Annotated in this window: 29 protein-coding genes and 1 tRNA gene; 18 read left to right on the top strand and 12 right to left on the bottom strand. The window is 67.6% G+C overall.

Annotated features, from left to right (window positions below; all coding sequences use genetic code 11):
• The first annotated feature begins 364 nt into the window (after positions 1 to 364).
• From MKK75_RS05710 to MKK75_RS05680, 7 genes are all read left to right on the top strand, one after another.
• The gene (locus MKK75_RS05710; protein WP_244041656.1) at positions 365 to 1201 is read left to right on the top strand and encodes a hypothetical protein; all 837 of its coding nucleotides are present in this window, start codon (positions 365 to 367) and stop codon (positions 1199 to 1201) included.
• Positions 1202 to 1262: 61 nt separating this feature from the next.
• The gene (locus MKK75_RS05705) at positions 1263 to 2249 is read left to right on the top strand and encodes a site-specific integrase (RefSeq protein ID WP_244041655.1); all 987 of its coding nucleotides are present in this window, start codon (positions 1263 to 1265) and stop codon (positions 2247 to 2249) included.
• Positions 2250 to 2521: 272 nt separating this feature from the next.
• Positions 2522 to 2977 (top strand): hypothetical protein, encoded by a 456-nt coding sequence (locus MKK75_RS05700; RefSeq protein ID WP_244041654.1) that lies wholly within the window; start codon positions 2522 to 2524, stop codon positions 2975 to 2977.
• 77 nt (positions 2978 to 3054) lie between these two features.
• Positions 3055 to 3672: a hypothetical protein gene (locus tag MKK75_RS05695; protein WP_244041653.1), complete on the top strand. Its 618-nt coding sequence runs from the start codon at positions 3055 to 3057 to the stop codon at positions 3670 to 3672.
• A 114-nt stretch (positions 3673 to 3786) separates the two neighbouring features.
• Positions 3787 to 4176 (top strand): terminase small subunit, encoded by a 390-nt coding sequence (locus MKK75_RS05690; protein ID WP_244041652.1) that lies wholly within the window; start codon positions 3787 to 3789, stop codon positions 4174 to 4176.
• Between the two features lie 852 nt (positions 4177 to 5028).
• On the top strand, positions 5029 to 5334 hold the full coding sequence (locus MKK75_RS05685) for a helix-turn-helix transcriptional regulator (RefSeq protein WP_244041651.1): 306 nt from the start codon (positions 5029 to 5031) through the stop codon (positions 5332 to 5334).
• Positions 5335 to 5473: 139 nt separating this feature from the next.
• Complete coding sequence (locus MKK75_RS05680; protein ID WP_244041650.1) at positions 5474 to 6286, top strand: reverse transcriptase family protein; 813 nt, start codon at positions 5474 to 5476, stop codon at positions 6284 to 6286.
• Between the two features lie 66 nt (positions 6287 to 6352).
• On the opposite strand, the gene MKK75_RS05675 is transcribed toward MKK75_RS05680, so the two are convergent.
• The 6 genes from MKK75_RS05675 to MKK75_RS05650 all read right to left on the bottom strand — a co-directional run bounded on the left by MKK75_RS05675 (position 6353) and on the right by MKK75_RS05650 (position 10359).
• Positions 6353 to 6718 (bottom strand): hypothetical protein, encoded by a 366-nt coding sequence (locus MKK75_RS05675; RefSeq protein WP_244041649.1) that lies wholly within the window; start codon positions 6716 to 6718, stop codon positions 6353 to 6355.
• Between the two features lie 32 nt (positions 6719 to 6750).
• Positions 6751 to 7329 (bottom strand): hypothetical protein, encoded by a 579-nt coding sequence (locus MKK75_RS05670; protein WP_244041648.1) that lies wholly within the window; start codon positions 7327 to 7329, stop codon positions 6751 to 6753.
• Positions 7326 to 8453: a helix-turn-helix domain-containing protein gene (locus MKK75_RS05665; protein WP_244041647.1), complete on the bottom strand. Its 1128-nt coding sequence runs from the start codon at positions 8451 to 8453 to the stop codon at positions 7326 to 7328. The genes MKK75_RS05670 and MKK75_RS05665 overlap by 4 nt, the downstream gene beginning before the upstream one ends.
• Positions 8450 to 8692, bottom strand: a complete 243-nt coding sequence (locus MKK75_RS05660) for a hypothetical protein (RefSeq protein WP_244041646.1) — start codon at positions 8690 to 8692, stop codon at positions 8450 to 8452. Before MKK75_RS05660 ends, MKK75_RS05665 begins: the two co-directional genes overlap by 4 nt.
• A 273-nt stretch (positions 8693 to 8965) precedes the next feature.
• Entirely contained in the window at positions 8966 to 9652 is a 687-nt protein-coding gene (locus tag MKK75_RS05655; RefSeq protein WP_244041645.1) for an MT-A70 family methyltransferase, read from the bottom strand.
• Positions 9653 to 9894: 242 nt separating this feature from the next.
• Positions 9895 to 10359 (bottom strand): hypothetical protein, encoded by a 465-nt coding sequence (locus MKK75_RS05650; protein ID WP_244041644.1) that lies wholly within the window; start codon positions 10357 to 10359, stop codon positions 9895 to 9897.
• Between the two features lie 53 nt (positions 10360 to 10412).
• Here MKK75_RS05650 and MKK75_RS05645 point away from each other — a divergent pair, with 53 nt between their 5' ends.
• Positions 10413 to 10631: a hypothetical protein gene (locus MKK75_RS05645; RefSeq protein WP_244041643.1), complete on the top strand. Its 219-nt coding sequence runs from the start codon at positions 10413 to 10415 to the stop codon at positions 10629 to 10631.
• 8 nt (positions 10632 to 10639) lie between these two features.
• Here MKK75_RS05645 and MKK75_RS36315 read toward each other — a convergent pair whose 3' ends face one another.
• A complete protein-coding gene (locus MKK75_RS36315) occupies positions 10640 to 10891 on the bottom strand; it encodes a carph-isopro domain-containing protein (RefSeq protein ID WP_409567530.1) in 252 nt (83 codons plus the stop codon).
• Between the two features lie 81 nt (positions 10892 to 10972).
• On the opposite strand from MKK75_RS36315, the gene MKK75_RS05640 reads away from it, so the two are divergent.
• The 4 genes from MKK75_RS05640 to MKK75_RS05625 all read left to right on the top strand — a co-directional run bounded on the left by MKK75_RS05640 (position 10973) and on the right by MKK75_RS05625 (position 13776).
• On the top strand, positions 10973 to 11674 hold the full coding sequence (locus MKK75_RS05640) for a helix-turn-helix domain-containing protein (RefSeq protein ID WP_244041642.1): 702 nt from the start codon (positions 10973 to 10975) through the stop codon (positions 11672 to 11674).
• Positions 11675 to 11747: 73 nt separating this feature from the next.
• Positions 11748 to 12485 carry a hypothetical protein gene (locus MKK75_RS05635; protein ID WP_244041641.1) on the top strand — a complete coding sequence of 246 codons (738 nt, stop codon included), beginning with the start codon at positions 11748 to 11750 and terminating at the stop codon, positions 12483 to 12485.
• A 3-nt stretch (positions 12486 to 12488) separates the two neighbouring features.
• Positions 12489 to 12770 (top strand): hypothetical protein, encoded by a 282-nt coding sequence (locus tag MKK75_RS05630; RefSeq protein WP_244041640.1) that lies wholly within the window; start codon positions 12489 to 12491, stop codon positions 12768 to 12770.
• The gene (locus MKK75_RS05625; RefSeq protein WP_244041639.1) at positions 12742 to 13776 is read left to right on the top strand and encodes a tyrosine-type recombinase/integrase; all 1035 of its coding nucleotides are present in this window, start codon (positions 12742 to 12744) and stop codon (positions 13774 to 13776) included. Before MKK75_RS05630 ends, MKK75_RS05625 begins: the two co-directional genes overlap by 29 nt.
• Positions 13777 to 14153: 377 nt before the next feature.
• On the opposite strand, the gene MKK75_RS05620 is transcribed toward MKK75_RS05625, so the two are convergent.
• Both MKK75_RS05620 and MKK75_RS05615 read right to left on the bottom strand, forming a co-directional pair.
• Positions 14154 to 14238, bottom strand: a tRNA-Leu gene (locus tag MKK75_RS05620).
• A gap of 324 nt (positions 14239 to 14562) precedes the next feature.
• Complete coding sequence (locus MKK75_RS05615; protein ID WP_244041701.1) at positions 14563 to 14868, bottom strand: FliM/FliN family flagellar motor switch protein; 306 nt, start codon at positions 14866 to 14868, stop codon at positions 14563 to 14565.
• Between the two features lie 89 nt (positions 14869 to 14957).
• On the opposite strand from MKK75_RS05615, the gene lipB reads away from it, so the two are divergent.
• Positions 14958 to 15689, top strand: a complete 732-nt coding sequence (gene lipB, locus MKK75_RS05610) for a lipoyl(octanoyl) transferase LipB (RefSeq protein ID WP_244041638.1) — start codon at positions 14958 to 14960, stop codon at positions 15687 to 15689.
• 178 nt (positions 15690 to 15867) lie between these two features.
• On the opposite strand, the gene MKK75_RS05605 is transcribed toward lipB, so the two are convergent.
• Positions 15868 to 18015, bottom strand: a complete 2148-nt coding sequence (locus MKK75_RS05605; RefSeq protein ID WP_244041637.1) for a carbohydrate porin — start codon at positions 18013 to 18015, stop codon at positions 15868 to 15870.
• A gap of 365 nt (positions 18016 to 18380) precedes the next feature.
• On the opposite strand from MKK75_RS05605, the gene MKK75_RS05600 reads away from it, so the two are divergent.
• The 4 genes from MKK75_RS05600 to MKK75_RS05585 are packed head-to-tail and all read left to right on the top strand — an operon-like array spanning position 18381 to position 21606.
• Complete coding sequence (locus MKK75_RS05600; protein WP_244041636.1) at positions 18381 to 18944, top strand: iron transporter; 564 nt, start codon at positions 18381 to 18383, stop codon at positions 18942 to 18944.
• Between the two features lie 16 nt (positions 18945 to 18960).
• Positions 18961 to 19302: a cupredoxin domain-containing protein gene (locus MKK75_RS05595; protein ID WP_244041635.1), complete on the top strand. Its 342-nt coding sequence runs from the start codon at positions 18961 to 18963 to the stop codon at positions 19300 to 19302.
• The gene (locus MKK75_RS05590; RefSeq protein ID WP_244041634.1) at positions 19299 to 20732 is read left to right on the top strand and encodes a 4Fe-4S binding protein; all 1434 of its coding nucleotides are present in this window, start codon (positions 19299 to 19301) and stop codon (positions 20730 to 20732) included. The genes MKK75_RS05595 and MKK75_RS05590 overlap by 4 nt, the downstream gene beginning before the upstream one ends.
• A 49-nt stretch (positions 20733 to 20781) precedes the next feature.
• The gene (locus MKK75_RS05585; RefSeq protein ID WP_244041633.1) at positions 20782 to 21606 is read left to right on the top strand and encodes an FTR1 family protein; all 825 of its coding nucleotides are present in this window, start codon (positions 20782 to 20784) and stop codon (positions 21604 to 21606) included.
• A 130-nt stretch (positions 21607 to 21736) separates the two neighbouring features.
• Here the strand turns inward: MKK75_RS05585 and sseA are convergent, their stop codons facing one another.
• Complete coding sequence (gene sseA, locus MKK75_RS05580; protein ID WP_244041632.1) at positions 21737 to 22585, bottom strand: 3-mercaptopyruvate sulfurtransferase; 849 nt, start codon at positions 22583 to 22585, stop codon at positions 21737 to 21739.
• 381 nt (positions 22586 to 22966) lie between these two features.
• On the opposite strand from sseA, the gene MKK75_RS05575 reads away from it, so the two are divergent.
• A complete protein-coding gene (locus MKK75_RS05575) occupies positions 22967 to 23200 on the top strand; it encodes a GcrA family cell cycle regulator (RefSeq protein ID WP_244041631.1) in 234 nt (77 codons plus the stop codon).
• Between the two features lie 21 nt (positions 23201 to 23221).
• Here the strand turns inward: MKK75_RS05575 and MKK75_RS05570 are convergent, their stop codons facing one another.
• The gene (locus MKK75_RS05570) at positions 23222 to 24199 is read right to left on the bottom strand and encodes a type II secretion system F family protein (protein WP_244041630.1); all 978 of its coding nucleotides are present in this window, start codon (positions 24197 to 24199) and stop codon (positions 23222 to 23224) included.
• Positions 24200 to 24217: the final 18 nt, after the last annotated feature.

Here is a 24217-nt window from a genome sequence, read left to right as displayed (position 1 = left end):
TTAAATTTGTGGTTTGCTCCTAAGCTGAAGCTTGACTGTTTCGAAAGGCTTAAACCTGTGGATAAGCTCGGCTCTTAGTACGTGGGAGCTTGCATACCATGTTGGCAATGATCGCAAACCCCTGCCGCTCGAGGATGGGGCGTTGGTCACAGAGGTCCATTGCCGCGTGGTGACATCGGATCGCGTAGTTCTGCCGTCGAACCCCAAGCCAGAACTGTAGCGCTGTCAGCGGCTTCAGCCTCTGAAACCTTGACAATTCGCGGGCTGTAATGCAGAATTAATGCAGGGTCGCGACGTGCGGCCGAAAGAGATGAGCCCGGCGGAGCGATCCGCGCGGGCTTTTTTATTGCCCGGAGGGTTCGGTATGCGGAGGGCAGGGCGCAAGCGCAACGCGGCCCCGGTGACGCTCGCGACCGTGCGTGCGCTGGCGGCCGAGCCAACCGTGACGTCGGGCCGGGACGCGGACGCTGCGCCGGCCCGACAGGCGAAGGTCGGGTTCACGGCTGTGCGCGAGGCCGGCGGCCGGGTGCGGATCATCGGATCTGGCGCTGCCGCCATCGTCCAGGGCGAGGGCATCGTGCGGCTGGCGCCGGCGCCCCTCGACGGGCTAGCGGCCCGCAACCGCCTGGACGAGGCTGACCCGGATCGGAACCGTCTGCTGCACGCGGCCGGCGAGCGGCTCCGTCATCACCACTACCGCGCCGGCCTGTCGGGTTTCGTCGGTGCGGCCAACGATGGCGGCTCGAATGGGCGCTCCGATCTGACGGAGCGCGGCACCATCACCGAGACGATGGAGGCCTCTCGGCGGGCGTTCTACCGGGCTGAGGCCACGGTGCATCCGGCGGATTGGACGGTCGTTCATGGTGTGGTGATCGCCGAACGGACGCTCGACGCCATCGGCCAGGATCTCGGCTACGGCAACCGCGTCGCCGCATCGGTCGCGCTCGATCGCCTCCGCCGCGGGCTCCTGTCGCTCGCCGAGCTGTGGGGCTTCCTGGTGCCGGAACACCGGGACGAGGCGATGCCGGCCGACGCCGCGAACGTGAATGCCGCCCGGTCGGATGGCGCGGCGGTGAAGGTCGGAACGGCTCCGAAGCCTGCCGCCGGCCGCGGTTGCGCACGAGGTCGGATGCCCGATCGCATCCGTGCCGCGATGTCTCAATCCGGAACCCAAATCCGTAGCGGGAAAAACCATCCATAACCGTTGTTGTCGATGGTATTCGGGCCCCTGATCTAAAGCCTCTATAAGCAGAGAGATCGCAATGAACTTGCCGGTGCCGGTTGCGCCGGCAGAGCGCGCGAGCGCTGAACTTGTCGTCTACTCCCCGAGCTTCCAAGAGGCTCTGGCCGGAGCCAAAGCTTTCGCCGTCTCGGCCCGTTCGGAGCGGACCGCCGAAGCCTATCGCGGCGCTTTCACAGCGTTCCGGGCCTGGTGCGCGGTCAACGGCGTCTCAACCGAGCTGCCGGCCAGCGTCGAGGCGACTGTCGCCTACTTGAGCCACATGGCCTCGACCGGCCGTAAGCCGGCGACGATCCGGCTGCATGTCGCCGCGATCGCCGCTGCCCACAAGGCCAAAGGGTTCGAGCCGCCGACGAACAACGAGGTAGCCAAGGCGACGGTGAAGGGTATCCGCCGCACCCTCGGCACCAAACCAAACCGGAAGGCACCTGTCACGGCGGATGCGATGAAGCGGATGCTGCGAAAGGTCCCGGCCGACTTGATGGGTAGGCGCGACCGCGCGTTGCTCCTCATCGGCTTCGCGGCGGCGCTGCGCCGCTCCGAGCTGGTGGCGCTCCAGGTCTCGGATCTCGAATGGGCCGATGAGGGCGTCATCGTCACCATCCCGCGGTCCAAGACCGACCAGGAGGGCGCCGGCCACACGGTCGCGATCCCGTCCGGATCGAAGCTGAAACCCGTCGAGGCCCTGGAGGCATGGCTCAAGGCCGCCGGCATCGCCGAGGGCCCGGTGTTCCGGTCGATCGCCAAGGGCGGCCGCATCAGCCCCCACGGCCTCACGCCGCAATCCGTGGCCGCGGTGGTGAAGTCTCGAGCGGAGGCGGCCGGTCTCGATCCGGCGATCTTCTCCGGCCACAGCTTGCGAGCCGGCTTCGTGACCTCGGCGCTGGCCGCTGGCGCCGATGTGCTGAAGGTCATGGACGTGACCCGGCATCGGAGCGTCGACACCCTCAAGGTCTACGACCGGCGCTCGCGAGCCTTCCGCGACCATGCCGGGGCGAAGTTCCTCTGAGGAGGCAGAGATCCGCGCCAGGCCGTCGAGAGACGGCCGCGCGGTAGGGCCGCCGCCGGCCGGACATCTTCGCAGGCCGTCAGGGGCCGGCGGCGGCCCACACAGGATCCGGCCTCACCGGCCGGACACAGACGGCGCGAGGCATCTCATGACGGAGCCCGCGGCCCCTTCGAACAGCGACAAGCACGGCTCCCCGCCTCGCGCCCAATGGGCAATCAGGGGTCAAGCCGCGCGCGGGCCGCACCCACACCCAACCGACCGAGGATGATCCCATGGCCCAACGCCCTGCCGCTACCAGCGTCTTCGCCCATCTCGCGCGCTCCCAGCGCGCGGCCAAGAAGGCCGAGGACAACGCTCCGGACACCGACGAGCCGGAGGACGACGAGGACGAAGGCGACGACGAGGACGACGACGCCGAGAAGGCTAAGCGGGCCAAGAAGGCCCGGAAGGCCGCCGACGACGAGGACCGGAAGGACGAGGCCGAACCCGACGCCCGCGCCACGCGCCGCCGCGAGCGGGCCCGTATCCGCGCCATCGTGAACTCGGAGGCTGGCAAGGCCAACCCGGCCGCTGCGCTCCACCTCGCCCTGTCGACCTCGATGCCGCGCGGCGAGGCGATCGAAGCGCTGGGCGGCGGCGGCTCGACGTCGGCCCCGTCGAGCCGCGCGATCACCGCGACCGCCGCGGCGATCATCGCCGCGGGCAAGAAGCGCCGCGGCGAGGGCTGACGCTTCCCCCGGCCGGCCCGCACGGGCCGGCCGCCACCCCAAACCCTGAGGATGAGATGGCGAACCTGGACACGCGCATGAGCGCGCTCGAAGCGCAGATCGCGCGCCTCACCGATCGGCTCGCGGCCCTCGAAACCCCGCCCGCCGCGGCCGTACCGACGCCCGCCGCGCCGCGCCCGGCCGCGCCCGAGGGCATGACGGTGCACACCGCGATCGCCGGATCGGGCTACGTGATGCCGACAGAGGCGCAACTGCGGGCCCTGCACGACATGGTGGTCACCACCTATCCGGTGTTGAAGGACACCGCCGGCCGCCTGGACGGTCCGGACGAGCCGTTCCGCCGGTTCGCCGCCGCCTTCCGCGCGCTCGGCGCGATCGGCCGCGCGCCCGCGCTCAACCGCGACCGGGCCGCGAACTGGTGGGTCGACCACGCGCAGGAGCGCCTGGCCGGGCTCGGCGCTGTGTCCGATCTGAACCTAGCGAGCTTCACGGCCGCGGTGGTGGCGCATGGCGACATCCCGTTCCGCGCGCTCGATCGCTTCCCGTACGAGCTGGAGTTCGGCCTCGTGGCCCACGGCGGCGGCCGACCGGCGGGCGACGCGTGGCGCCGACTGCTGGCCGGCGACCGGCTGCCCGCGCCGGCCGAGGGCCTGATGAGGCACGACGACCTCCGGGCGCACGCGCGCTTCGCGTAGGCTCGGCGGGAGGGATGCGCCTCGCGGGTCCCTCCTGGGGGTGGGCGAAGGTGCGGGGACGTTCGACCTCAGGTCCTCTCCGTTTCTGAAATTTCGAAAACGGGTTTTATGTTTATGTCCGACCTCGGAAACAGCGGCCGTCAACTCGAGCGGTCGGAAATCGCAAGCCTCTACAATGTAACGGTTTCTACCGTCGACGGATGGGTCGCCAGAGGGTGCCCGCAGATCGATGGCGGAAGTAAAATTGGGCCCGCCCAGTTCGATGTCGCGGCCGTCTTCCGCTGGCGCATCGGACGGGCGGTCGCCGACGCGCTCATGGCCCTCGACGGCGACGCTGCCGGGATGACCCGGGAGGAGGCGGAGGGCCGCAAGGCCCTCGCGGAAGCCCGATTGGCCGAGCTCGACCGCCACGAGCGCGCGGGTCGCATCATGGCGCGTGCCGATCTTCCGAAGCTCCGGCGCATTCTAGATCCGTTCAACGCCATCATGCTGCCCGTAGGCTGAACTCGGCGCGCCGCGCCCGCGCAGTCCCTGGGAGCGCATAGGCGCCCCGCACAGCCCCTCCGACCTATCCGGCGGCTCTAACCTGACACCTGCCAATAGGGCTGTCCTCGCCTTTGCGTAAGCGGCGCGGTAGCCTCGCATCACGCGGAGCAGGCGTAGGAGGGCCAGCGACCGGCCCGATAGCGGTAAATCCGGCTCCCCGCTCCGCCTGGACCCGATGGCGTCCGTGCACGGGGGACAAGCCGGGTGTGGTCGACGTGAACGCCCCGTGGCTCCGGCCGCGGGGCGTTTCATCGTTTCTGAGACGAGGCAAAAGCGGCAATCCGGCGATAAAAGTTCGCCGACAGCGAAGAAAGTTGTTGCGCGGGGAAACGGCTGCGGTATGTTCGCCTCGTCGTACTGATATGGGGATCACCATCACTCACTGGAGCTTCCTCGGGAGCTTCGCGGGAGGCGCGAGCCTCCTAAATTCCGGCCGGTAGACGCAACCCGCTACGGGACGCGCCTGCGGCGCGGGCGTGCCCCCGAAGGTGGGGGCACGCCCGTACAAGTAGGGTTCACTGCTTCCGCCCCCGTTCTTCTCCGCGCGATGGCGCCGCAACAATTCGGTTGCGGTGGATGGAGAAGGAGAGCCCCGATGTCCGCATCGGATCAGCACGATCGGAAGCAGCAGCGAGTTAAGACGAAGGGTCGGGTGAGCTGGGCGAAGTGCCTGGTAACGCCGCGGACCGCGAAGGTCCTCTTGGAGGTCGCCCCGAAGATCGCTCAGGCGTTCTACTGGGTCATCCGCCTTGTCGAGCTTTTTCGTTCCTAATTCGCTGCCCTACTTTGTATTTGAAGCAGGAGGAACAAATGCTGAACGAGGCGCTTCGATTGATACGCGTGTATCACGATCTGCGCCAGGTTGATGTGGCGGATCAATTGGGTATCTCTAAATCTTACATTTCTGAGATAGAGAAGGGATCTAAGAGGCCTTCTTTAGATCTCATTGAAAAATACGCGAACCAATTTCAAATACCTGTTTCTTCCATCATGTTTTTTTCTGAAAACATCAACAACACGAAAGCCTACGAAAAGGCTAGAGGTGCTGTTGCCGCTAAAATCATCAAGCTGATGCAGTTTCTCGAGGAACGAGGAGGGTCACGCCATGCCGACTAGTCCGGATAGGCACCCACTCGATCAGTCCCCCTTCTACAAGCTTTGCTCGAAGCGGAAGCTCGCGGATCTTCTGCGCATAAGCCAAGCCGAGCTGAGGCAGATGTGTCGTACGGCTGATGAGGTCTACCGCGAATTTTCCGTGCCGAAGAAGGACGGGGCCTTGCGGCGCGTCGAGGATCCGGCGCGGCAGCTCAAGCTCGTGCAGGCGCGGATAGCTCGGCGACTGAGCAGGATCAGGCCGCCGGACTATCTCTTCTGTCCGGTTAAAGGGCGCTGCTACGTGAGCAACGCGGCACGGCACCGGGGGAACCGGGTCGTTCATTGCCTGGACGTGCGGAAGTACTTTCCCAGCACGCCGTCGCGACGCGTGTTCTGGTTCTTCCATAAGGTGATGCGATGCGAGCGCGACGTCGCGGCCGCGCTGGCGAAGCTCGCGACCTACCAGGGCCACTTGCCGACAGGCAGTCCGCTCAGTCCCATCTTGGCGTACTTCGCCCACTACGACGTTTGGGAGGCCGTAGCCGCGATCTGCCGCGAGCACGGTTACACCCTGACGGTCTACATCGACGACGTGACTATTTCGGCACCGAAGATCTCGCCGACCGTGATGTGGTCGGTGAAGAAGGCGATCCACGCCTCAGGCCTTCGCTACCACAAGGAGAAGGTCTTCCACGACCGGCCGGCCGAGATCACCGGCGTCATCGTCGACGGCGAGCAGCTGGCGGCGCCGAACCGCCAGCTGAAGAAGATCGCGACTTTGCGGACGGCGATCCGGACCGAGGACCGGCGCGGCCTCCGAGGTGCGGACACGAAGCAGCTCCGTCTTAAGCTCAGCGGCCTGCAGGGACAGATCGGGCAGATATCTTCTCAGATGCGGCGTCGGCCACCGTCGGTGGTCAAGGCCTCAACATTGCAACCGGGACACCCAACTGCACGCTCGGCCAACCAATGAAGCGTCTCGGGGCTCCGGGCCTCGAGGCGTTTCGTCGTTTTAGGGCCTCGCAAGGGCGTGAAACCTTCATGGGCTTTCCGGCCGGTGCCGACGATCCCACTCGGCCGCGAGCCGCGTGAGCGAGCGCTCCACCAACCGTTCAAAGGTCGCCCGGTGGACACCCACCTCCCGGCAGAAGTCCGCCACCGTGCCGCCGGCCGGCGGGTTCGGTAGATTGCGGGCGAGCGCCCGGCGGCGCGCCTCGCACCTGGCCCACGTCAACAGCCATAGCCGCTCCCGGGACCGTGAGCCGAACACGTCGGCGGCGAGGGCCGGCCAGTCGAAGGCGGACGGCGACTTCTCCGGATCGATGAACCCGACCTTGCTCCGGCTGGCCGCATAGACCGACGCTCCTGGCAGCTCCAGGAATAGGCCCACGAGCCAGCGGCGCACGTCGTCGGCCGTGGTGGCAGGCGGCGCATCCTTCAGTCGAACAAGAGGCCGATCTGCACACACCCCTCGACGGGGTACGGTGCGGCCAGAAGGGCTTCGCATCGCTCTAACAGGTCGAGTTGTTGATCGAGATCGTCCGACCCGCTCAGCTCCGCAGCGCGGATAAGTTCGTCCGCCTGGAAGATTTGGCCGTACCGCTGCCGGCACCGCCAGGCGACCATCAGCAGCAGTCGGACGGCTGCCGGCTGGATCCGAGCGTCCGGCCGAAGTCGGGACAGCGTTCGCAGGGCTTGATCGAGCGCCTGATCCTGCGTCACGGGCGGGTTGGATCCGGGCAGAAGCTCGATTGTGTAGGGTCCATTCGGCTCCTCTCGGCTCCACCGCAAAAGGCCTCGGCGCGCCAAACCATCGAGTGCCCGCACCTCTTCGTCCGGACTGCCGATGTGGAAAGGCAGATCGTGGATCGAGGCTACAAAGCGACCCGTCGACGTTCGCTCCCCACAGCAGCCAGCTAGGCCGCAAAAGGCGTCCTCCTCACCCTTCTCGGTTGGCCCGAAGCGATGGTTCTGTGACCAGCACAGCAGCTCGAAATCGATTCCGTGCCAGCTCACCCGGGCAGCTCCATGCCAATCTCTGTCCCGCAGGTTGCCGGTGGTGGCCAGCGGGCCGGCATATTCCAGCCAACTCCCTTGTCGAGCGATAACCAGGTCGCTTGGGTTCCGAATCTGGCGAAGTGCTCTTCCCACGCCCGCCCTTCCGCCGAGTCCCTCTCCACGAACACGCTGCCACCTCGGGGCCATTGCCCGCTCTCGGCCATGCGGCGGGCCTCGTCGTTGCGGGTCGCCCTCACGTCCTCCGGCACTGCCTGACCGTGCCCATTCATGCGCTCCAGCAAGAGGCCGATGGCACCGTTGGCGTAGCGCTTGGGCCCTTTCCGGGACGCTTTCTCGGCCGCTTCCCGAAGGGCTCGGTCCAAGATTCCGTCGAAAGCGAGCGGCCAGTCGGCCTTCCAAGCGATCGACCGGTGTGCGTTGGCGTGCGACCAGGCGTGCATGCTGCGAGCTGTCTGCCGGACGAAGGCAGCGTCGAACCCGAGCGCCTCGGCCGCCGCGTAGTGGCTCCCGTCAGGCTCGAAATCATTTGGACAAAGGGCAGCTGGGGGAGGGAGAGCCCCCTCGGGGGCGCGCTCGCGTATGCGGGCGTGGGGGGCTGGCGCTACGCTGGGAATCTCTCTCTTGGGGGATTCCCCTTTGACGGATTCCTTCTGGGGGATTCCTCTAGGGGTGACAGCAGTGTCACCCTCGGGGGTGACAGGCGTGTCACCCATGGGGGTGACAGAACCGGGCTCGACGGGTGACTGTGCGTCACCCTGGGGTGACCCTCTGTCACCCCTCTTTTCGGAGGTTCGGGACGCCGCCTGGTCCGGTCCAGATCCAGCGGCGCCGTCGTCGGACTCGCTCACCCAGGGAAGGCGGAAGACGTATAGGTTCTCCCGCTGTCGACCCGTCGCGCTGTCCTGCCGATGGACCTTCAGGACCTCCATTTTCTGGAGCAGGCGGATCTTGCGCTGGACGGTGCGGACCGACTGCGAGCACTTGCGCGCCAGCGTCTCAAGCTTCGGCCAGGCATGCCCGGTCTCAGCGTTGGCGTAGTCCGCGAGAACGAAGGCCACGAGCTTGGCGACCCCATCGGGGATGTCCAGGCGCATGACGTGGCTGATGACTTCGACGCTCATCGGCCGGCGTCCTTGATCAGGGCGTGCCGCTTGAGCTCAGTCAGCCGGGCGTCGAGAGCGCCGACGTTCTCGCCGTAGCGGTCCAGCAACTCCTGGCGCCGGATGCCGCCGCGGGCCGCGGCGATCACGACGTAGATCCCGAGGGCCGCCGGCGAGAGCCGCGGCAGGTCCAGGATCTCGGCATCGATGACGACAGGCCGCAGCGCGGCGCGCCTGCGATTGACCATGCGTATGACCATGGTGCCCTCACGAGACATAGCTTCGCCGTTCCGTGCACGAGGGGTCGCGCGGCGGTCGGGCCGGTTGATCGGAGGCGGAGGCTCAGGCAATGTCTCAGCGTTCGCCCCGACGCGGATGCGCGGGGCTGGCGAGTTGCGACGACGGGTGTGGCGCGGCGGTGCGCTGTTCAGCCGTCAGGCGCGGCAGAGCACGAGCTCAAGATCCGGCCCGGCGCGGGGGGCCGCGCGGGATCGGTCTGGCGTGGCGGCGCAGGTGCGCGGCGATCGGCGCCCTCATGCGGCAGCCTCGCTGGCCGGCGCGGGCCCGTACAGGTTTACGAACCCTTCCCGGGCTTGGCGCTGGAAGGCCTCGCCGTACGGGCCAGGGCTCGCCTCACGCACGAGGCTGTAGAAGGCGTCCGGCTTCTCGCTGTGGGATCCTGCCGGGCCTTCGAAGATGGTCGCGAGATCCTGGCGCGCCAGCATCAGGCCGCCGCGCGTACCGAACAGGATGTGTTCGCCGATGGGCCTGAAATATCGGCCCATCGAGATCCGCGGTTTCCGCCAAGTGAGAAGCTGCTTGTAGGAGAAGCCCCACCTCTCCAGCAGCTCGGCCGCGGTCGGCACCCACGGACCTGGCGCATGGCAGTAGATGTGGGCCTGATCGCCGATCCAGCTCGGGACCGGTACGGCCGCGATCTCCTCCACCGTCATGGTGGCGTAGGGCGGTCTCTGGTTCTCCGATACCGATTCGTCCTGCCAGGGCGGGTCGAGGATGACGGTGGCGAACAGCCCCTGGGTCGGCGCGAGGCGCCGGACCCGATCGATGTCCGCGACCCGCTTCATGCGGTTATGCGCGTCGTGGAAGTTCTCCGACCGCTCCAGGTAGGCCACCACCTCGCCGAACAGCTCGGGGTCGCGCTCGGCCGCCTCGTACACGGCGATGCACTTCTCGACGGTCCGGCCGGTGACACCGCTCATGTTCGCGATCACGTCGCGCAAGCGGCCGGTCTCGGGCCTCGGACCTGCGGGCAATTGCCCGGTTTTCCCGACCCGTCCTTTGCGTGCCGCTGCCTCGGCCCGCTTCGCCGGTGCGAGGCTTTTCCAGAGGTCGCGGATCTGGCGAGGCGACAGCTTCGAGGGCGTCGGCATGCAGGCGAGGATCAGTGCCCGAATCGGAGTGGTAGTCGGAACTGAATCGGGGGCGAGGAACGCCCCGGGCGTCACGTGAGGGAGCGTCCTACGGCCGGCACGGTCAGCCCGCGTCCGGCGCGATCCAGGGGGCGATGCGAAGCGCCAGCCGCTGCGCCCACCGCATCAGCGCACGGGCCAACAAGGTCCGCGGCCGGAAGGCGAAGGGCGGCCTCACAGGCGGCGAGCCGGGCGCGGAGGGTGACGAGCTCATGTTGGGCGTCCTCGACTGCGCGGGCCTGCCGCGCCGCCGCGCGAAGCCGATCCATCTCCTCGGCCCGGATCGTCCGCGCCTCCCCGTTCCAGATCCCGCGCACGCGCCGATCGCCGAGGCCGGTCGCCTCCGCCACGCGGGACAGGACGGCCTTCACGTTGTCGCCGAGCCGCACCGGGCCGGCGATCAGCGACACGAGCTCGCGGGCCTCTGCCTTCGCGCCGATCATGCCGCGACCGCCCTTGGGTGAGATTCCCAAGCTCTTGGGTGACTCTCCCGACATCGGGGCCCGCTCCTGTGGTCGAATGCCTTCGACCACGGCGGGAGACGGGAACGATGGAGCTCGGTTACCTGCGGAGGTTGGACATGAGGACCGCCGGCCGCATCAACTTTGGCGAGTGTGCACGGCCGGCGGTCCAATTCGATGCTGAGCGCAGCGCGCTTGAGCTGGCAGCCAACGCCCTGGACGACTTGGCGCGGGAGCCAAGCCTTAGCCGTGACGTACGGCAGGTGATTGCGGCGGCAGCCCTCACGCTGATGAAGGCGGGATACTAAAGAGCCGTTCACCGGGCATGCTCCGCTATAGCGGTCGCATGCTTAGATCTCGGCTTTCGCGTAGGAGATATGCGCTCAAGCAGATCGTAGCTGATGCTCTTAATCTTCCTCTTGCGGGCTTCAGCTTCGATTTTACGCCAATATGCATGAGGAATTGCCCCTCGGGACTTCCATGCGCTCACGGTCCCCACAGGCACATCAAGGGCTGCGGCAAGCTGCGCATTCCCGAACGCATCAACAATTTGACGGGCGGACTCCATGCAGAGAAGCTCTGCACATTGCATGAGGCACGTCAACCAATTCCGTGCGACTTGCAGAGTGAAATTATGCAGATTGCACGGATGCTCAAGCTTGCCACGAAAAGCGAGCGCCTCCGCTGGGCGCGCATAAATGCTGGGTTTCCGTCGGCCGCTCAGGCTGCGCGACGACTAGGGGTTCCCTATGGGACGTACGCAGGTCACGAAAATGGCCTTCGTGGGGTGAAAGAGAGTGAGCTTGAACGGTACGCAAAAGCGTTCGGTGTTACGGTCATTTGGCTGATATACGGGGACGAGCAAGAAGACCTCGAAAACCAACTCGTCCCGTACTTCGGACTAGCCGGATTTCACCCCGAAGGCCGATTGGACGGTGTTGTCGAAGCGATGAATACCAATTGGCTAACTTATCCAAGAATTTCTGATAGACCCTTAGCGTACATTGTCGTTGCCGGCAATCTAGCGCGAGGGATAGCCGATAGAGAATGGCATATTACTATTGAACGAAATTTTACGCCTCCCGACGAAGACCACATCGGGTGCCTTTGCGTATGCAAAATCAAGGGTGGCAATTATTTTTTAAGAACGTTGCAACGCGGTAGGAAAAATGGTCGCTTCGACTTGGAGGGGCCGACATTCGAAACGCGCAGGGATGAGCAAGTCGAAAAAGTGTCTTTTGTTTCCACTATACTAACCACAGCAGCTGTGCGAGAGCTGAATAAGCTTAATAAAGACAGAGTAACGACGCTCATGCAGGGGATCGAGTTTGACGTAGAGCCCGGCAGCTAGATCAATGCATTTTGCATTGACAGACTAACGCAAAAAGCAGAGGTTCGGCGCCGTCATCAGGATGGAGAGCGCCATGCTGCAGGTGATGCCAGCGCCTGGGTTCCAAGCTGTACCGAGGTCAGGACTACTTCAGCCCGACACCCAACTCCTCGCCCTCGCCTCCGAGCTCGAAGTCGCCGCCCGTCCCTACCTCGCCTACGATCGCGACGCGGAGGTCACCAGCGCCGATCCGGACTACAAGGAGGCTTTGGCAACAGGGCAGCGCCTCTTTCAGGACGTGAAGGCGGTCGCGGACCAGATCTTCGCGCAGGAGCCGCAATCGATCACAGGCGTCCTGGTCCTCGCCCACGCCGCGGCTCTGGTCGCCGAAGAGTGCTGGGACGATACCACCGAGATAGTAGGTCCGGACGGCCGGTATCTCCGCTTCGTCTGCAACGGCCTGTTCCGCCTCGCTGGCGTCGATTGGCGAGGCAGGGCGCTTCCCGGCCGCGAGCCGCCGCCCGCGCCCGCCTTTTCCCACGACTCCGCCTTGATCCCGCTGGCCGAGGCGGCGATCGCCGAAGAGCGCACGGCCACAGCCCTTTCAGAGGCGACCCATCACGACAACCCACCCGGCACCTTCGCCCGGTCCATGCAGCTCCTCGAGCTCGTGACGGGGATGGACGCGCGGACACCGGCCGGCCTCGCTGCCAAGGCCCGGGTTCTGCTCACCCACATGCCGGAAGTCGATGAAGCCAGCTACGACTGGCGGTGCGAGGCGCTGTCGCTGTCGATCGCCCGCGACGCCGCGCGCCTCGGCGCGGCCGAGTAGACCATGCCCCGCTCGCGTGCGTCGGTGCCGCTGCCGCTGAACATCCCCAAGCGCGGCCTGACGGCCGAGCAGGCGGCCGAGTACTGCGGCTGCGAATCCGTGGATGCCTTTCAAACGTGGGTGAAGCGCCGCATCGTGCCCGGCCCGATCCCGGGCACCCATCGGTGGGACCGCAAGGCAATCGACGCCGCCCTTGATCACCTGTCGGGACTCACGAAGGATGCCGCCTCCTCATTCGAAGACTGGGCGCGGCGAAATGCGCGTGGAGCTCAAGGGCATCAATAAGGTCCGGCGCAAGCTCGCGGACGGCTCCTACAGCACGCACTTCTACCACCGCCGCACGAACACGAAGCTGCCCGGGGAGCCCGGCTCGCCGGCGTTCGTGGCCGCTTGGCACGAGGCCGAGAAGAAGCCGACGCGCCCGCCGGAGAGCGACACGGTGGCCGGCCTGATCCGGCAGTACTGCAGCTCGCACCAATGGCGGAAGCTTGCCGACTCAACGAAGGAGATCGGCCGGCTGAACCTACGCGCCGTCGAGGATCGCTGGGGCGACACGCCGATCGTCCACGTCCAGAACCGCAAGAGCCGGCCGATCTTCCTCGGCTGGCACGACGAGATGGCGGAGACGCACCCGCGGGCGGCCGACAACAAGATGGCCGCGCTCCAGCGCGTATTCTCATGGGCGCTGGGGCGCGGCCTGATCGAGCTCAACCCGATCGATACGTTCGAGCGCGCGTACCGCTCGGACCGGGCCGAGCTGATCTGGCTTCCGAACCACGTTGCGGCGTTCGCTGGCGCGGCCTCGGCCGAGCTGCAACTCGCGCTCGACCTGGCGCTGCACACCGGCCAGCGCCGCGGCGACCTGCTACGTCTGCCGTGGTCGGCCTACGACGGCGAGGCGATCTCGCTGCGCCAGGGCAAGACGGGGAGGGCGGTCTGGATCCCGTGCACGGACGCGCTGAAGCGATCGCTCGACGCGGCGCCGCGCCGGGCGACCACGGTGCTGACCCGGCCGAGCGGCGTGTCTTGGACGGATGACGCGTTCAAGAACGCCTGGGCACTCGCCTACCGAAAGGCGGCGATCGGCGATGACCTGCACTTCCACGATCTGCGCGGGACGGCCGTGACCATGCTGTCCGAGGCCGGCTGCACGCCGCAGGAGATCGCAGCGATCACCGGCCATACCGTGGCGTCGGTGAACCGCATCATTGAGGTGTACCTGGCGCGGACGAAGGACCTAGCGCGGGGCGCGATCGTGAAGCTCAACGCCCACCGGCGGAACACGGCTTGATTGGTGTGGGGTGGGGAGTCGAACCCCAACGCTCATCTGGTCAGGAATTTACCTTAGCGGCTTCGCTGCGTCGTCACTGATGCGGCTTGGTAGGCCAAGGCCCCACACGAGCGCCCTCACCGTGCACCTCTAACTTCACGTGCAGTTTTTCCATGGAGAACTCCAACGTTTTCACGGTGGGGCCCTGGCCGATGAAGACGCACGCAATGACGACCGTAGCTATGCCTACGAGGTAACTTCCTATCCAGCTCGATACGCAGCTCGTGACCGGCCGCGGAACTCAAAAAGAACAGCTGCTGCAAACCGACCTGCAAACCGTGGTTGCGGTGCCAAGTCCGCAAACCGCCGCCAGATCTAAATCACCAGTAAAAAGAAGCTGGTGCGGCCAAGAGGACTCGAACCTCCACCCCTCGCGGGACTAGCACCTCAAGCTAGCGCGTCTACCAATTCCGCCATGGCCGCATCGGACGCGACGATCCGTGTCCGCTCGCTCGACAGTGGCGGCCTGCGGGATTTCCCGGAGGCCGCTTCGGTGTCGGCGGCGCAGCGGATAACAGATCACTCCGCCGTCGACAAGCGCCTCACTCACCGCGTCGGCGCAAGCGCGGCGCGGAGGCCAGCCTGCCCTGCGTCGACGCCGCATCAGCCATCGGTGGGGCGGCCCATGGGGAGGATGGGCTGCACCTGTCGCCGGACGATCATCGCCGGCGGGCAAGCGCCCTCGCGCTGGCCATCCGGACGGTCCTCGGCACCGAGTGCAGCAGTAGGATGTGCTGCTGCAGCCGCTCACGCGGAGTCGTAGCCAGTCTCCAGAAGCGAGGCCGCGCCGTCGCCGATGCTGGCGCCGGGCTCCACGATCGAGGCCGCCTTGCGGATCAGCTCCACGATCTCCACGGAAATCCGGTCGCCCGTCACCACGATCTGCCCGCGGGCGATCGGATGGTGGTTGGCCAGGATCTCGACCATGTCGCTGTCGCTGGCCTCCAGCTCGATCACGGCGCCGCGGCCCATGCGCAGCAGCATGTGCAGCGGCATGCGCGTGCGGCCCAGCACCACCGTCAGATCGACCTTCAGCGTCTCGAAGACCGCCACAGCCTGCCATCCCGTCTCGCGGCCGTGCTCTTGCAAGCGCCGGCCGCGGATGTTGAAGGCTTCGACCATCGACGCAGGATGGTGAACCCTTGGTAAACGCGCTGCGCCTCACGGTCAGTCCACATGCCTTCCCGAAGCGGACCGGCTCCGATCCGGTCGCGGGGCCGGTGGCCTGGCGGGTGAGCGACGCGCCCGTCGGGTACGAGGCCGCCATCGCCTGGATGGAGGCGCGGGTCGAGGCGATCGCCCGCGGCGCGGCGCCCGAATGCGTCTGGCTGCTGGAGCACCCGCCGCTCTACACGGCCGGGACCTCGGCCCGGCCCGAGGATCTCGTGACGCCCGACCGGTTCCCGGTCCACGCCACGGGGCGGGGCGGGCAATACACCTATCACGGGCCCGGCCAGCGGGTCGCCTACGTGATGCTCGACCTCGACCGCCGCAGCCGCGACCTGCGCGCCTACGTGGCGAGCCTGGAGGCGTGGCTGATCGCGACGCTCGCGGCCTTCAACGTCCGCGCCGAGCGCCGGGAGGACCGGGTCGGCGTCTGGGTGCGCCGCCCCGAGAAGGGACCGGAGGTCGAGGACAAGATCGCGGCGATCGGCATCCGGGTGCGCCGCTGGGTGAGTTTTCACGGCATCAGCCTGAACGTCGAGCCGGATCTCTCGCATTTCGACGGGATCGTGCCCTGCGGGGTGCGTCAGCACGGCGTGACGAGCCTGGTCGATCTCGGCCTGCCGGTGAGCCTGGCCGAGGTGGACATGCAGTTGCGGGCGGCGTTCGAGGATATCTTCGGGGTTACGGCGATGGACGTTGTCGACTGACACGGCTGCCGGATGAAACCTTCGGTTCAGGTGCCCTATCCGTCATCACGCGCGAAGCGAAGTGACCGCGGGCAGCGCGACGCTTGCCGGCGTTGCGCGGAATGGATTGCTTCGCTCCGCTCGCAAGGACGGCTGCGCTTCCGCGTCCTTCAGCCGGATGCCGTATCACCCGCTGCGATCAGAAATCCGCGTGCAGCCGCGACGCGAAGAAATGCGCCGGCCCACGGTCGCGGTTGTAGCCGGGGTTGTCGATGAACTGATAATCGAACGTCAGGGTCACGAACTTGGTCAGGTTCAGGGCGTAGTAGGTCTCCAGCGCCCGCTCGGTGCCGTAGTTGAGCTGCCCGTCGCCGATCAGCAGCCCGTAGAAGCCCGCCGCGAAGGCCGCCCGGTGCGACGGCGAGAGCCCGTTCATCGCGGCGCCGATCCCGATCGTGTCGTCCGGCCGGTCCCAGGCCTTGCCCTTCAGCGACAGGCCGCCGGAAAAGCTCTGGTCGATGTCGGTGAAGGAGATGTTCTCCGTGCGGCCGTCGTTCAGGCTGGCGCGGGCGAACAGGCCGAGTTCGGGCGTCAGCGCCTGCTCCAGGTTGATGTAGCCGCCGGTCTTGCGGCGGGGGCGCCGGGTCGCGGTGGCGGCATCGCTGGCGTTGTCGAAGAAACCGAGCTGCGTGAGCGTGACGCTCTCCCGGTTGTCGGCCGAGACGCCGACATTCGAGAACAGCCCGAACCGCAGCTTGCCCGGCTGGTCCAGCCACGGCAGGACGTAGCGCTGCTCGAACTCGGCGTTGAGCCCGGCACGGCGGAACACCCGCGGGTCGAGCACGTCGCTCGACGGTTCCTTGGGCACCTGCGTGTAGGCGGCGCGGATCGCGAGTTCGGGCCGGTTGAACTCGGCATAGACCCCCTGCGTGAAGCCGGGGAGGTTGGCCGGGAAATCCCAGGCCGAGGAGCCCCAGAGCGACCAGTTGAAGAAGTCCACCCGCGGATCGTGCGCGTAGATGTTGCCGTCGAAGAAGTCGCCCAGCGCGAACTTGCCGGCGATCAGCGTGATCCGCTCGGCATCGTAGCGGGTGGCGACCTGGTTCGGCCCGTCCGGCACCTCCACGGTCTCGCCGCCGAGGTTGATCGTCTGCTTCACGTAGTAGCGGTTCGAGCGCAGCTTCGGGAACGGGGCGCCGGCCTTCTGCGCCTCGCCGTTGACGAAGCCCGCCACGCCCAGCGTCCGCGACAGGCCGAATCCCTGGCTGAACTCGGGGTTGTAATAGACCTCCGTCGTGTCGGTGAGCTTGAGCCCGAGGAAGATCGTGGCGGTGGTGGTCTGCCGAGCCTGGTGCGGAATCAGGCTCTGCGCCCCCGCGTAGGGCGAGCGGAAACCCGGCACCCCCTGCGCGATCAGGGTCGTCTGCCCGTGCAGCGAGAAGCGGCCGGTATCGCCGTTGTCGGGATCGTGCGGGGCGGTCTCGTCGGGGTCGGGCGGCACCGTCAGCCCGTCCGGGAACCACATCAACCGCAGGAACATCTGGTTCGACGTGAAGCTCGCCCGGGTCGAGACCGGGCCGCCCGCATCGCCGGGCAGGACGCCCAGCGGAAAGCGCCGGCTGCCGCCGAGATCGATGTAGCGATAGTCGATCCCGAGGGCGAGATGGTCGGTGACGGCGTATTGCACGCCCGCGCCCAGGGTGAAGCCGAGATAGCCGAGTTCCCGCTGGGCCGTGGTCTGGCCGCCCGTGTCGAGGTCCGGATAGGTCGCCAGGAAGCGCGCGTTCGCACCGGCGAGGCCGAAGGCGCCGTAGATCAGGTAGCGGTCGAAGCTGTAGCCGAGCCGCGCGCGCAAGGTGCCGTAGAGCTCGGTCTTGGCGCGCACGATGTTGAAGGCCGGGTCGACGTCCGCGTAGCCGAAGCCCGCGATGGTCGAGGGGACCGGCCGCTTCAGGTTCGCCGCATCGAGACTGGCCTCGACGCCGTAGACCCAGGGGCCCGCCTGCCAGGTCCAGCCACCGAACAGCCCGCCCACCGCCGTGGTGGCGTTCCGCCCCTGGTCGCTGCGGCCGGTCGCGTCGCCGCTCTTGAACGCCGGGACCGGCCGTCCGCCGATCGTCGTCGGGCCGAACGTGTAGGCCCCGTAGGAGCCGCCCGCGCTGCCTTCGAGGCCGACATAGCCGCCCGACCAGTCGGTATAGGCCGACGCTTCCGCCACCGGACGCGGTGCCGCGAGATCGGCCGCGCCCGCGGGGGCGATGACCAGCATGAGCGCCGTCGCCTGGGTCAGGACCGCGAGTCGGGATCGGATTTGCGTTTGCGCCCGGGGCGCGGAACGGGTTCTCATGCGACTCGCAGCAACAACAGGGCGTTTGCTCAAATCAGGCGCGCCGTCGCCTAAGCCAGGGCGCGCGGGGGCTGCGAACACGGTGTCGCAGGGGTGGCGGCGCGGTTTCCGTTCGTCGGCCACGTTCTCGGCCCTCAGCATGGCAGTTGCATGACGATCCCGAGTTCTGCAAATTGGTCAAGAACCGGGCGGTCACAGACGCGCGAAAAGTCTTTGCCGGGCAGGTTATGATCGCACGAATGCGGGATCGAGACTAAGAAATACGAAGACATCACCTTAGAACGTTTTCAGATTAGAATTGTTATTATTTGATGGTGGTGCGATTCCTGTTTGAACTTCTGCCGCGGGAGTCTATGTGCTGAGGCATGCGCGCCTCCACCGCCCCATCGCTCTTCCGCGGCCTCGCCGCAGCCGCCGCCCTCGTGATCGCGGGATCCGCCGCGGCCAAGGAGGTGCCGATCGGCCCGCACGTGACGCGCAACGGGCTGGAGGTCGCGGCCGTGTACCTGCAGCCGATCGAGATGGAGCCCGCCGGCATGATGCGCGCCGCCGCGCAGTCGGACATCCATCTCGAAACGGATATCCGCGCCGCCAAGGACAACCGCAACGGCTTCGCAGAGGGCGACTGGGTCCCAGCCCTCGACGTGCATTTCGAGGCGGTGAAGCTCGACGGTGACAAGCCGACCGACCAGAAGGCCGCCGGGATGCTGATGCCGATGGTCGCCAATGACGGGCCGCATTACGGCGACAACGTCAAGCTGTTCGGCCCCGGCCGCTATCGCCTGACGGTCACCGTCGCCCCCCCCGGCAAGGACAGTCATTTCGGCCGCCACGTCGACAAGGAGACGGGTGTCGGCCCGTGGTTCGAGCCGTTCGACGTGGTGCAGGACTTCACCTTCGCCGGGGTCGGCAAGAAAGGCGCCTACTGAGAGCTCGGAGCTGTTCGTGACCCGCCCGCCGCGTCTTGCCCGCTTCGTCGCCCTGCTGCTCGCCGCCTGTGCGGCCGAGCCCGCGCGCGCGGACGACATGCCGGTGATCAAGGTGGAGATGCGCGACGGCGTGATCCTCCCGGCGGTGATCGAGGTGCCAGCCAACACCCGGTTCAAGCTGGAGATCTCGAATACCGGCCAGTCGCCCGTCGAATTCGAGAGCACGGAGCTGAAGCGCGAGAAGGCCCTCTCCGCGGGGTCGACCTCGGCGATCGTGTTTCGCACCCTGGATGCCGGCACCTATCAGGTGTTCGACGACTTCCACCCCGACGCCAAGGCGACCCTGGTGGCCAAATGAGCGCGTCGACGACAGCGCCTACGGCCCTGCCCGCCGCCTCCGGCCCCGCGCGCCGCGCCTGGATCGACGCGCGTCTCGCCGCGTTCGGCGATGCGATGCGCCACTACGGCTGGGTGATCCGGTCCGTTCAGTGGCTGATCATCGCCGTCTACGCGGTGCTGGTGATCGTGCCCGCGGTGCTGCCGCTGCCCGACAACGCCGCCCACATCTGGACCAACCTGACGCTTGCCGCGCAGTTCGCCTTCTGGGGGATCTGGTGGCCGTTCGTGCTGCTCAGCATGGTGCTGGTCGGCCGGGCGTGGTGCGGCGTGCTCTGCCCGGAGGGCGCGCTGAGCGAGTTCGCCAGCCGCTGGAGCCGCGGCTATGCCGTGCCGCGCTGGATCACGTGGCAGGGCTGGCCGTTCCTGGCGTTTGCCGGCACCACGGTCTACGGCCAGATGACCAGCGTGTACGGCTATCCGAAGCCGGTCCTGGCGGTGCTCGGCGGCTCGACCGCGGCGGCGATCGTCGTGGGGCTGCTCTACGGGCGCAACAAGCGGGTCTGGTGCCGCTATCTCTGCCCGGTCAACGGCGTGTTCGCGGTGCTGTCGAAGCTCGCGCCGATCAGCTTCCAAGTCGACCGCGCCGCCTGGGCGGCCTCGCCCAAGCCCGCCCGGGGCAGCGAGGCGTTCAACTGCGCGCCGCTCGTGCCGGTCAGGACGATGCGCGGCGCCGGGTCCTGTCACATGTGCGGGCGGTGCAGCAACCATCGCGGGGCGGTGCGTCTCGCCCTGCGCTCGCCCAACCACGAGATCGTGCACGTGGCCGGCACCGAGCCGGACCTCGACCAGACCGTGCTGATCCTGTTCGGCATGCTGGCCCTGGCGGTCGGCGCGTTCCAGTGGTCGGCGAGCCCCTGGTACGTCGCGGCCAAGCAATGGGCCGCCACTTGGCTCATCGAGCGCGGGGTGACCTGGCCGCTGGAGATGTCCGCGCCCTGGTTCGTGCTGACGAACTATCCGGACCGCAGCGACGTCATGACCCTGCTCGATGGCGGGCTGCTCCTGGCCTATATCGGCGCGGCGACGGTGATCCTCGGCCTCGCCCTGTCGGGGATCGTGGCGCTGGCGACCGTGTCCCTCGGGGGCTGGTCGCTCCGGCGCTTCCATCATCTGACGCAGACGCTGATCCCGGTGGCGGGCTGCGGCGTCTTCCTGGGTCTCTCGGCGCTCACCGTCACGTTCCTGCGCGGCGATGGCATCGTGATCCCCTACGTGCCGGAGATGCGCGCGGGTCTGCTCGCCGGGGCGAGCCTGTGGAGCGTCTGGCTCGCGTGGCGGGTGGCCGGCCTCGGCGCCGGCGGGATCCGGCGCGCGGCGGCCACGACCTGCATCGCCGGTGCGGCGGCCCTGTCGGTGGTCAACTGGGTGCTCATGTTCTGGATCTGGTAGCGCGGTCCGCGCGCCGTCACGCAACACCTCGAAAGTTCTGGAGACCGCCATGATCGGCGCCTTCGTCATCGCCTTCCGCGAAGTCATCGAGGCGGGCCTCATCATCTCGATCGTGCTGGCGGCGACCCGCGGCATCCCCGGCCGCATGCGCTGGGTGCTCCTGGGCATCGCGGGCGGGCTCGCGGGCGCCGGTCTGGTCGCCCTGTTCGCGGAGAAGATCTCCGATGCCTTCGAGGGCAGCGGGCAGGACATCTTGAACGCCGCGGTGCTGATCGTCGCGGTGCTGCTGCTGGTCTGGCACAACACCTGGATGAGCAAGCACGGCAAGGAACTGGCGGGCGAGCTGCGCGCAGCCGGCGCGGCGGTCCGCTCGGGCGAGCGCGAGGCCGCCGCCCTGTCGATCGTGATCGGCGCCGCGATCCTGCGCGAGGGCGCCGAGCTGGTGCTGTTCCTCTACGGCCTCGTGGCCTCGGGCACCTCGGGGGCGGATATCCAGTTCGGTGCCGTGGCCGGCATCGGGGCGGGCGCGCTGCTCTCGGCGGTGACCTATTTCGGGCTGGCGTCGATCCCGAGCCGCTACGTGTTCTCGGTGACGAGCGTGCTGATCATCTTCCTGGCCGCGGGCCTCGCCGCGCAGGCCGCGCAGTTTCTGGCCAATGCCGGCGTCGTCGACATCCTCGGCCACACCCTCTGGAACAGCTCGGGCGTGATCGCCGAGAACTCCTGGCCGGGCCGCATCCTGCACGCTCTCGTCGGTTACACCGATCGGCCGACGGCCCTGCAGGGATTGGTCTACGTGGCCACCATCGCCATCATGGTCGGCCTGATGCAGTGGAGCGCCGCTGACAAGCGCCGCATGGTGCGGGCGGCGTAAGTCCCGGTTTCGAAAAGCCGAGACCTGTCGCGGGTTCAGGGCGGAGCCCGGCATCGGATCCGTTCGTCGGGGTTCACCCCGACACCCCACCAAAGGGCTGAGCCCCTTGGAAACCCGAACCGGGGTCGCGCTAGGGGGCGCCCGTCGCGACCGGGCGGGCCGGGTCCGCGCCCCATTCGGACCAGGAGCCGTCGTAGAGGCCGCGGGCGGGGCGACCCATCGTCTCCAGGGCCAGCGCGATGATGGCCGCCGTCACCCCGGAGCCGCAGGTGGTCACGATCGGCCGGTCCGGATCGACGCCGTTCTCCGCGAAGACCGCGGCCAGCTCGTCCGGGCTCTTCATCCGGCCGTCGCGCTGCAGCGCTGCGTAGTGCAGGTTGCAGGCGCCCGGCATATGGCCGGGCCGGACGCCGGGGCGCGGCTCCGGCTCCTCGCCGCGGAAACGCGTGGCCGAGCGGGCATCGACCACCTGAGCCGAGCCGCTCGCCAGGGCGCGGGCAACGTCGTCCGCATCCGCCACCGCGCCGTGGTCGAGGCGGGCGGTGAAGTGCCGGCGCTCGCGCGGATGCGGCTCGCCCTCCTCGATGGGGTAACCTGCGGCGATCCAGGCCGGCAGCCCGCCGTCGAGCACCAGCGCATCGCGCACCCCGAAGGCCTTGAGCATCCACCAGACCCGCGGCGCCGAGAACAGACCCATGCCGTCGTAGACCACGATCTGCTGCCCGTCGCCGACACCGAGCGCCCGCATCCGCGCGGCGAACACCTCCGGGCTGGGCAGCATGTGCGGCAGGTTCGACTCCGTGTCGCTCATGGCGTCGAGGTCGAAGCGCCGGGCACCGGGGATGTGGGCCGTGCGGAACTCGGATTCGGGGTCCCGGCCGGCGGCCGGCAGATACCAGGAGGCGTCGAGGATCACGAGGTCGGGGGCGGTGAGGCGGTCGTGCAGCCAATCGGGTGACACGAGGGGCGCGTGGTCCATGGGCGGCGGGTCCGGCTCTGGTCGCGGGAGCCCGCACCAAACCACAGGTCGATCCGGCTTGCACGTCCGGAGGATCGCCGATTCGGAGGGTCCAGGTCGTTTCGTCAGCCCGGCGAATGCCAATCGAACGGGCGCCCCCTGCGGCGAGCTACGCATCCTGCACCGTGCTCCGATGCAGAGGGCGCAGGTTGGTCTTGTTTTAAATTGCTGTAACCCCAGTTACGACAACACGATGACGCCGATCGCGCCGGCCAATAGAGGCCGGCATCGCGCGAGCCGCCCCGGGTGTCCGCGGGGTCGGTGCCGGAGAGGCGTCTCACCCGACCGTCTGCCGGGGCCTCAGGCCCCACCGAGCAGGATGATATTGAGCCGATCGACACCATGAATCAACTCGTTCGCATGTCCCAGATCGGCGAGGCCGAGACCGTCAAGGAGCCGTCGGCCGACCTGCGCGTGCCCTTCGCGCAGTCCGGGGCCTTCGTGTGCAAGTACATCATCGGCGAACCGAACGACCGGGCGATCTGTTGCGGCGCTCCGGTGGCCGACGGCAAGAGCTGGTGCGCCTATCACCGCCGGATCGTGTTCGAGCCGACCCGTCCGGGCCGCATCCGCTGAGCCGAGCGGTTCGCCCGTCCGTCACTGCGTCCGCATGATCTGAATGACGGCCGGGGTGATGATGACGACGAACAGCACCGGCAGGAAGAACAGGATCATCGGCACCGTGAGCTTGGGCGGCAGACCGGCGGCCTTCTTCTCGGCCTCGGTCATGCGGTGGTCGCGGCTCTCCTGCGCGAGCACGCGAAGCGCCTGCCCGACCGGCGTGCCGTAGCGCTCGGCTTGGATCAGGGCGGTCGCCACGGCCTTCACCGGGTCGAGCCCCGTGCGCAGCACGAGATTTTCGTAAGCCTGACGCCGGTCCGGCAGGAACGACATCTCGGCCGTCATCAGGGCGAGTTCCTCGGCCAGAACCACCGAGGAGGTGGCGATCTCGGTGCTCACCTTTCGGAAGGCGTGCTCGATCGCCATGCCGGACTCGACGCAGATCAGGGTCAGGTCGAGGGCGTCCGGCCAAGCCTTGCGGATCTCGGCCTGACGCTTCTTGGCCGCGTTGACGAGGAACAGCTCCGGCGCCTTGATGCCGGCATAGGCGGCGCCGATCACCAGCCCGAACCGCATCAGGTACGAGGCGTCGAGCGCCTCCAGCACGAACAGGTAGAACAGCGCGCCGATCACCGAGGCGACCGGCACGACGAGGCGGAAGAACAGGAACGCGGTCTCCGCCCCCTGGCCGCGATAGCCGGCCTGCATCAGCTTGCGCTTGGCCGAGCCGGTGGCGAGCCAGCGCTGGAGCTGATAGCGCTCGACGATCGACTTCATGTAGGCCTTGGGCTCGACGCGCAGCGTGCCCCGGGTCGCGGCCTGGTTGCCCTTGGCGCGCTCGCGCCGCCGGATCTGCTCGCGCTCGTCGCCCACGAGCTTCATCCGCTTCTCGAGCTTGTCGGTCTCGAAGAACGGCTGCGCCACCGCGAAGGCGGTCGCGGCCGCCGCGACGGCGGTCAGCAGCGTCCCCATGAACCGGGGATCGAACAGTCTCGCGGCGATGTCGTCGATCATGGGACCGGATCCGGTAAT

The organism is Methylobacterium sp. J-030 (assembly GCF_022829545.1).
GTDB lineage: Bacteria > Pseudomonadota > Alphaproteobacteria > Rhizobiales > Beijerinckiaceae > Methylobacterium.
Note: the sequence above shows the minus strand (reverse complement) of the source record. Positions and strands in the feature narration are given on the sequence as shown.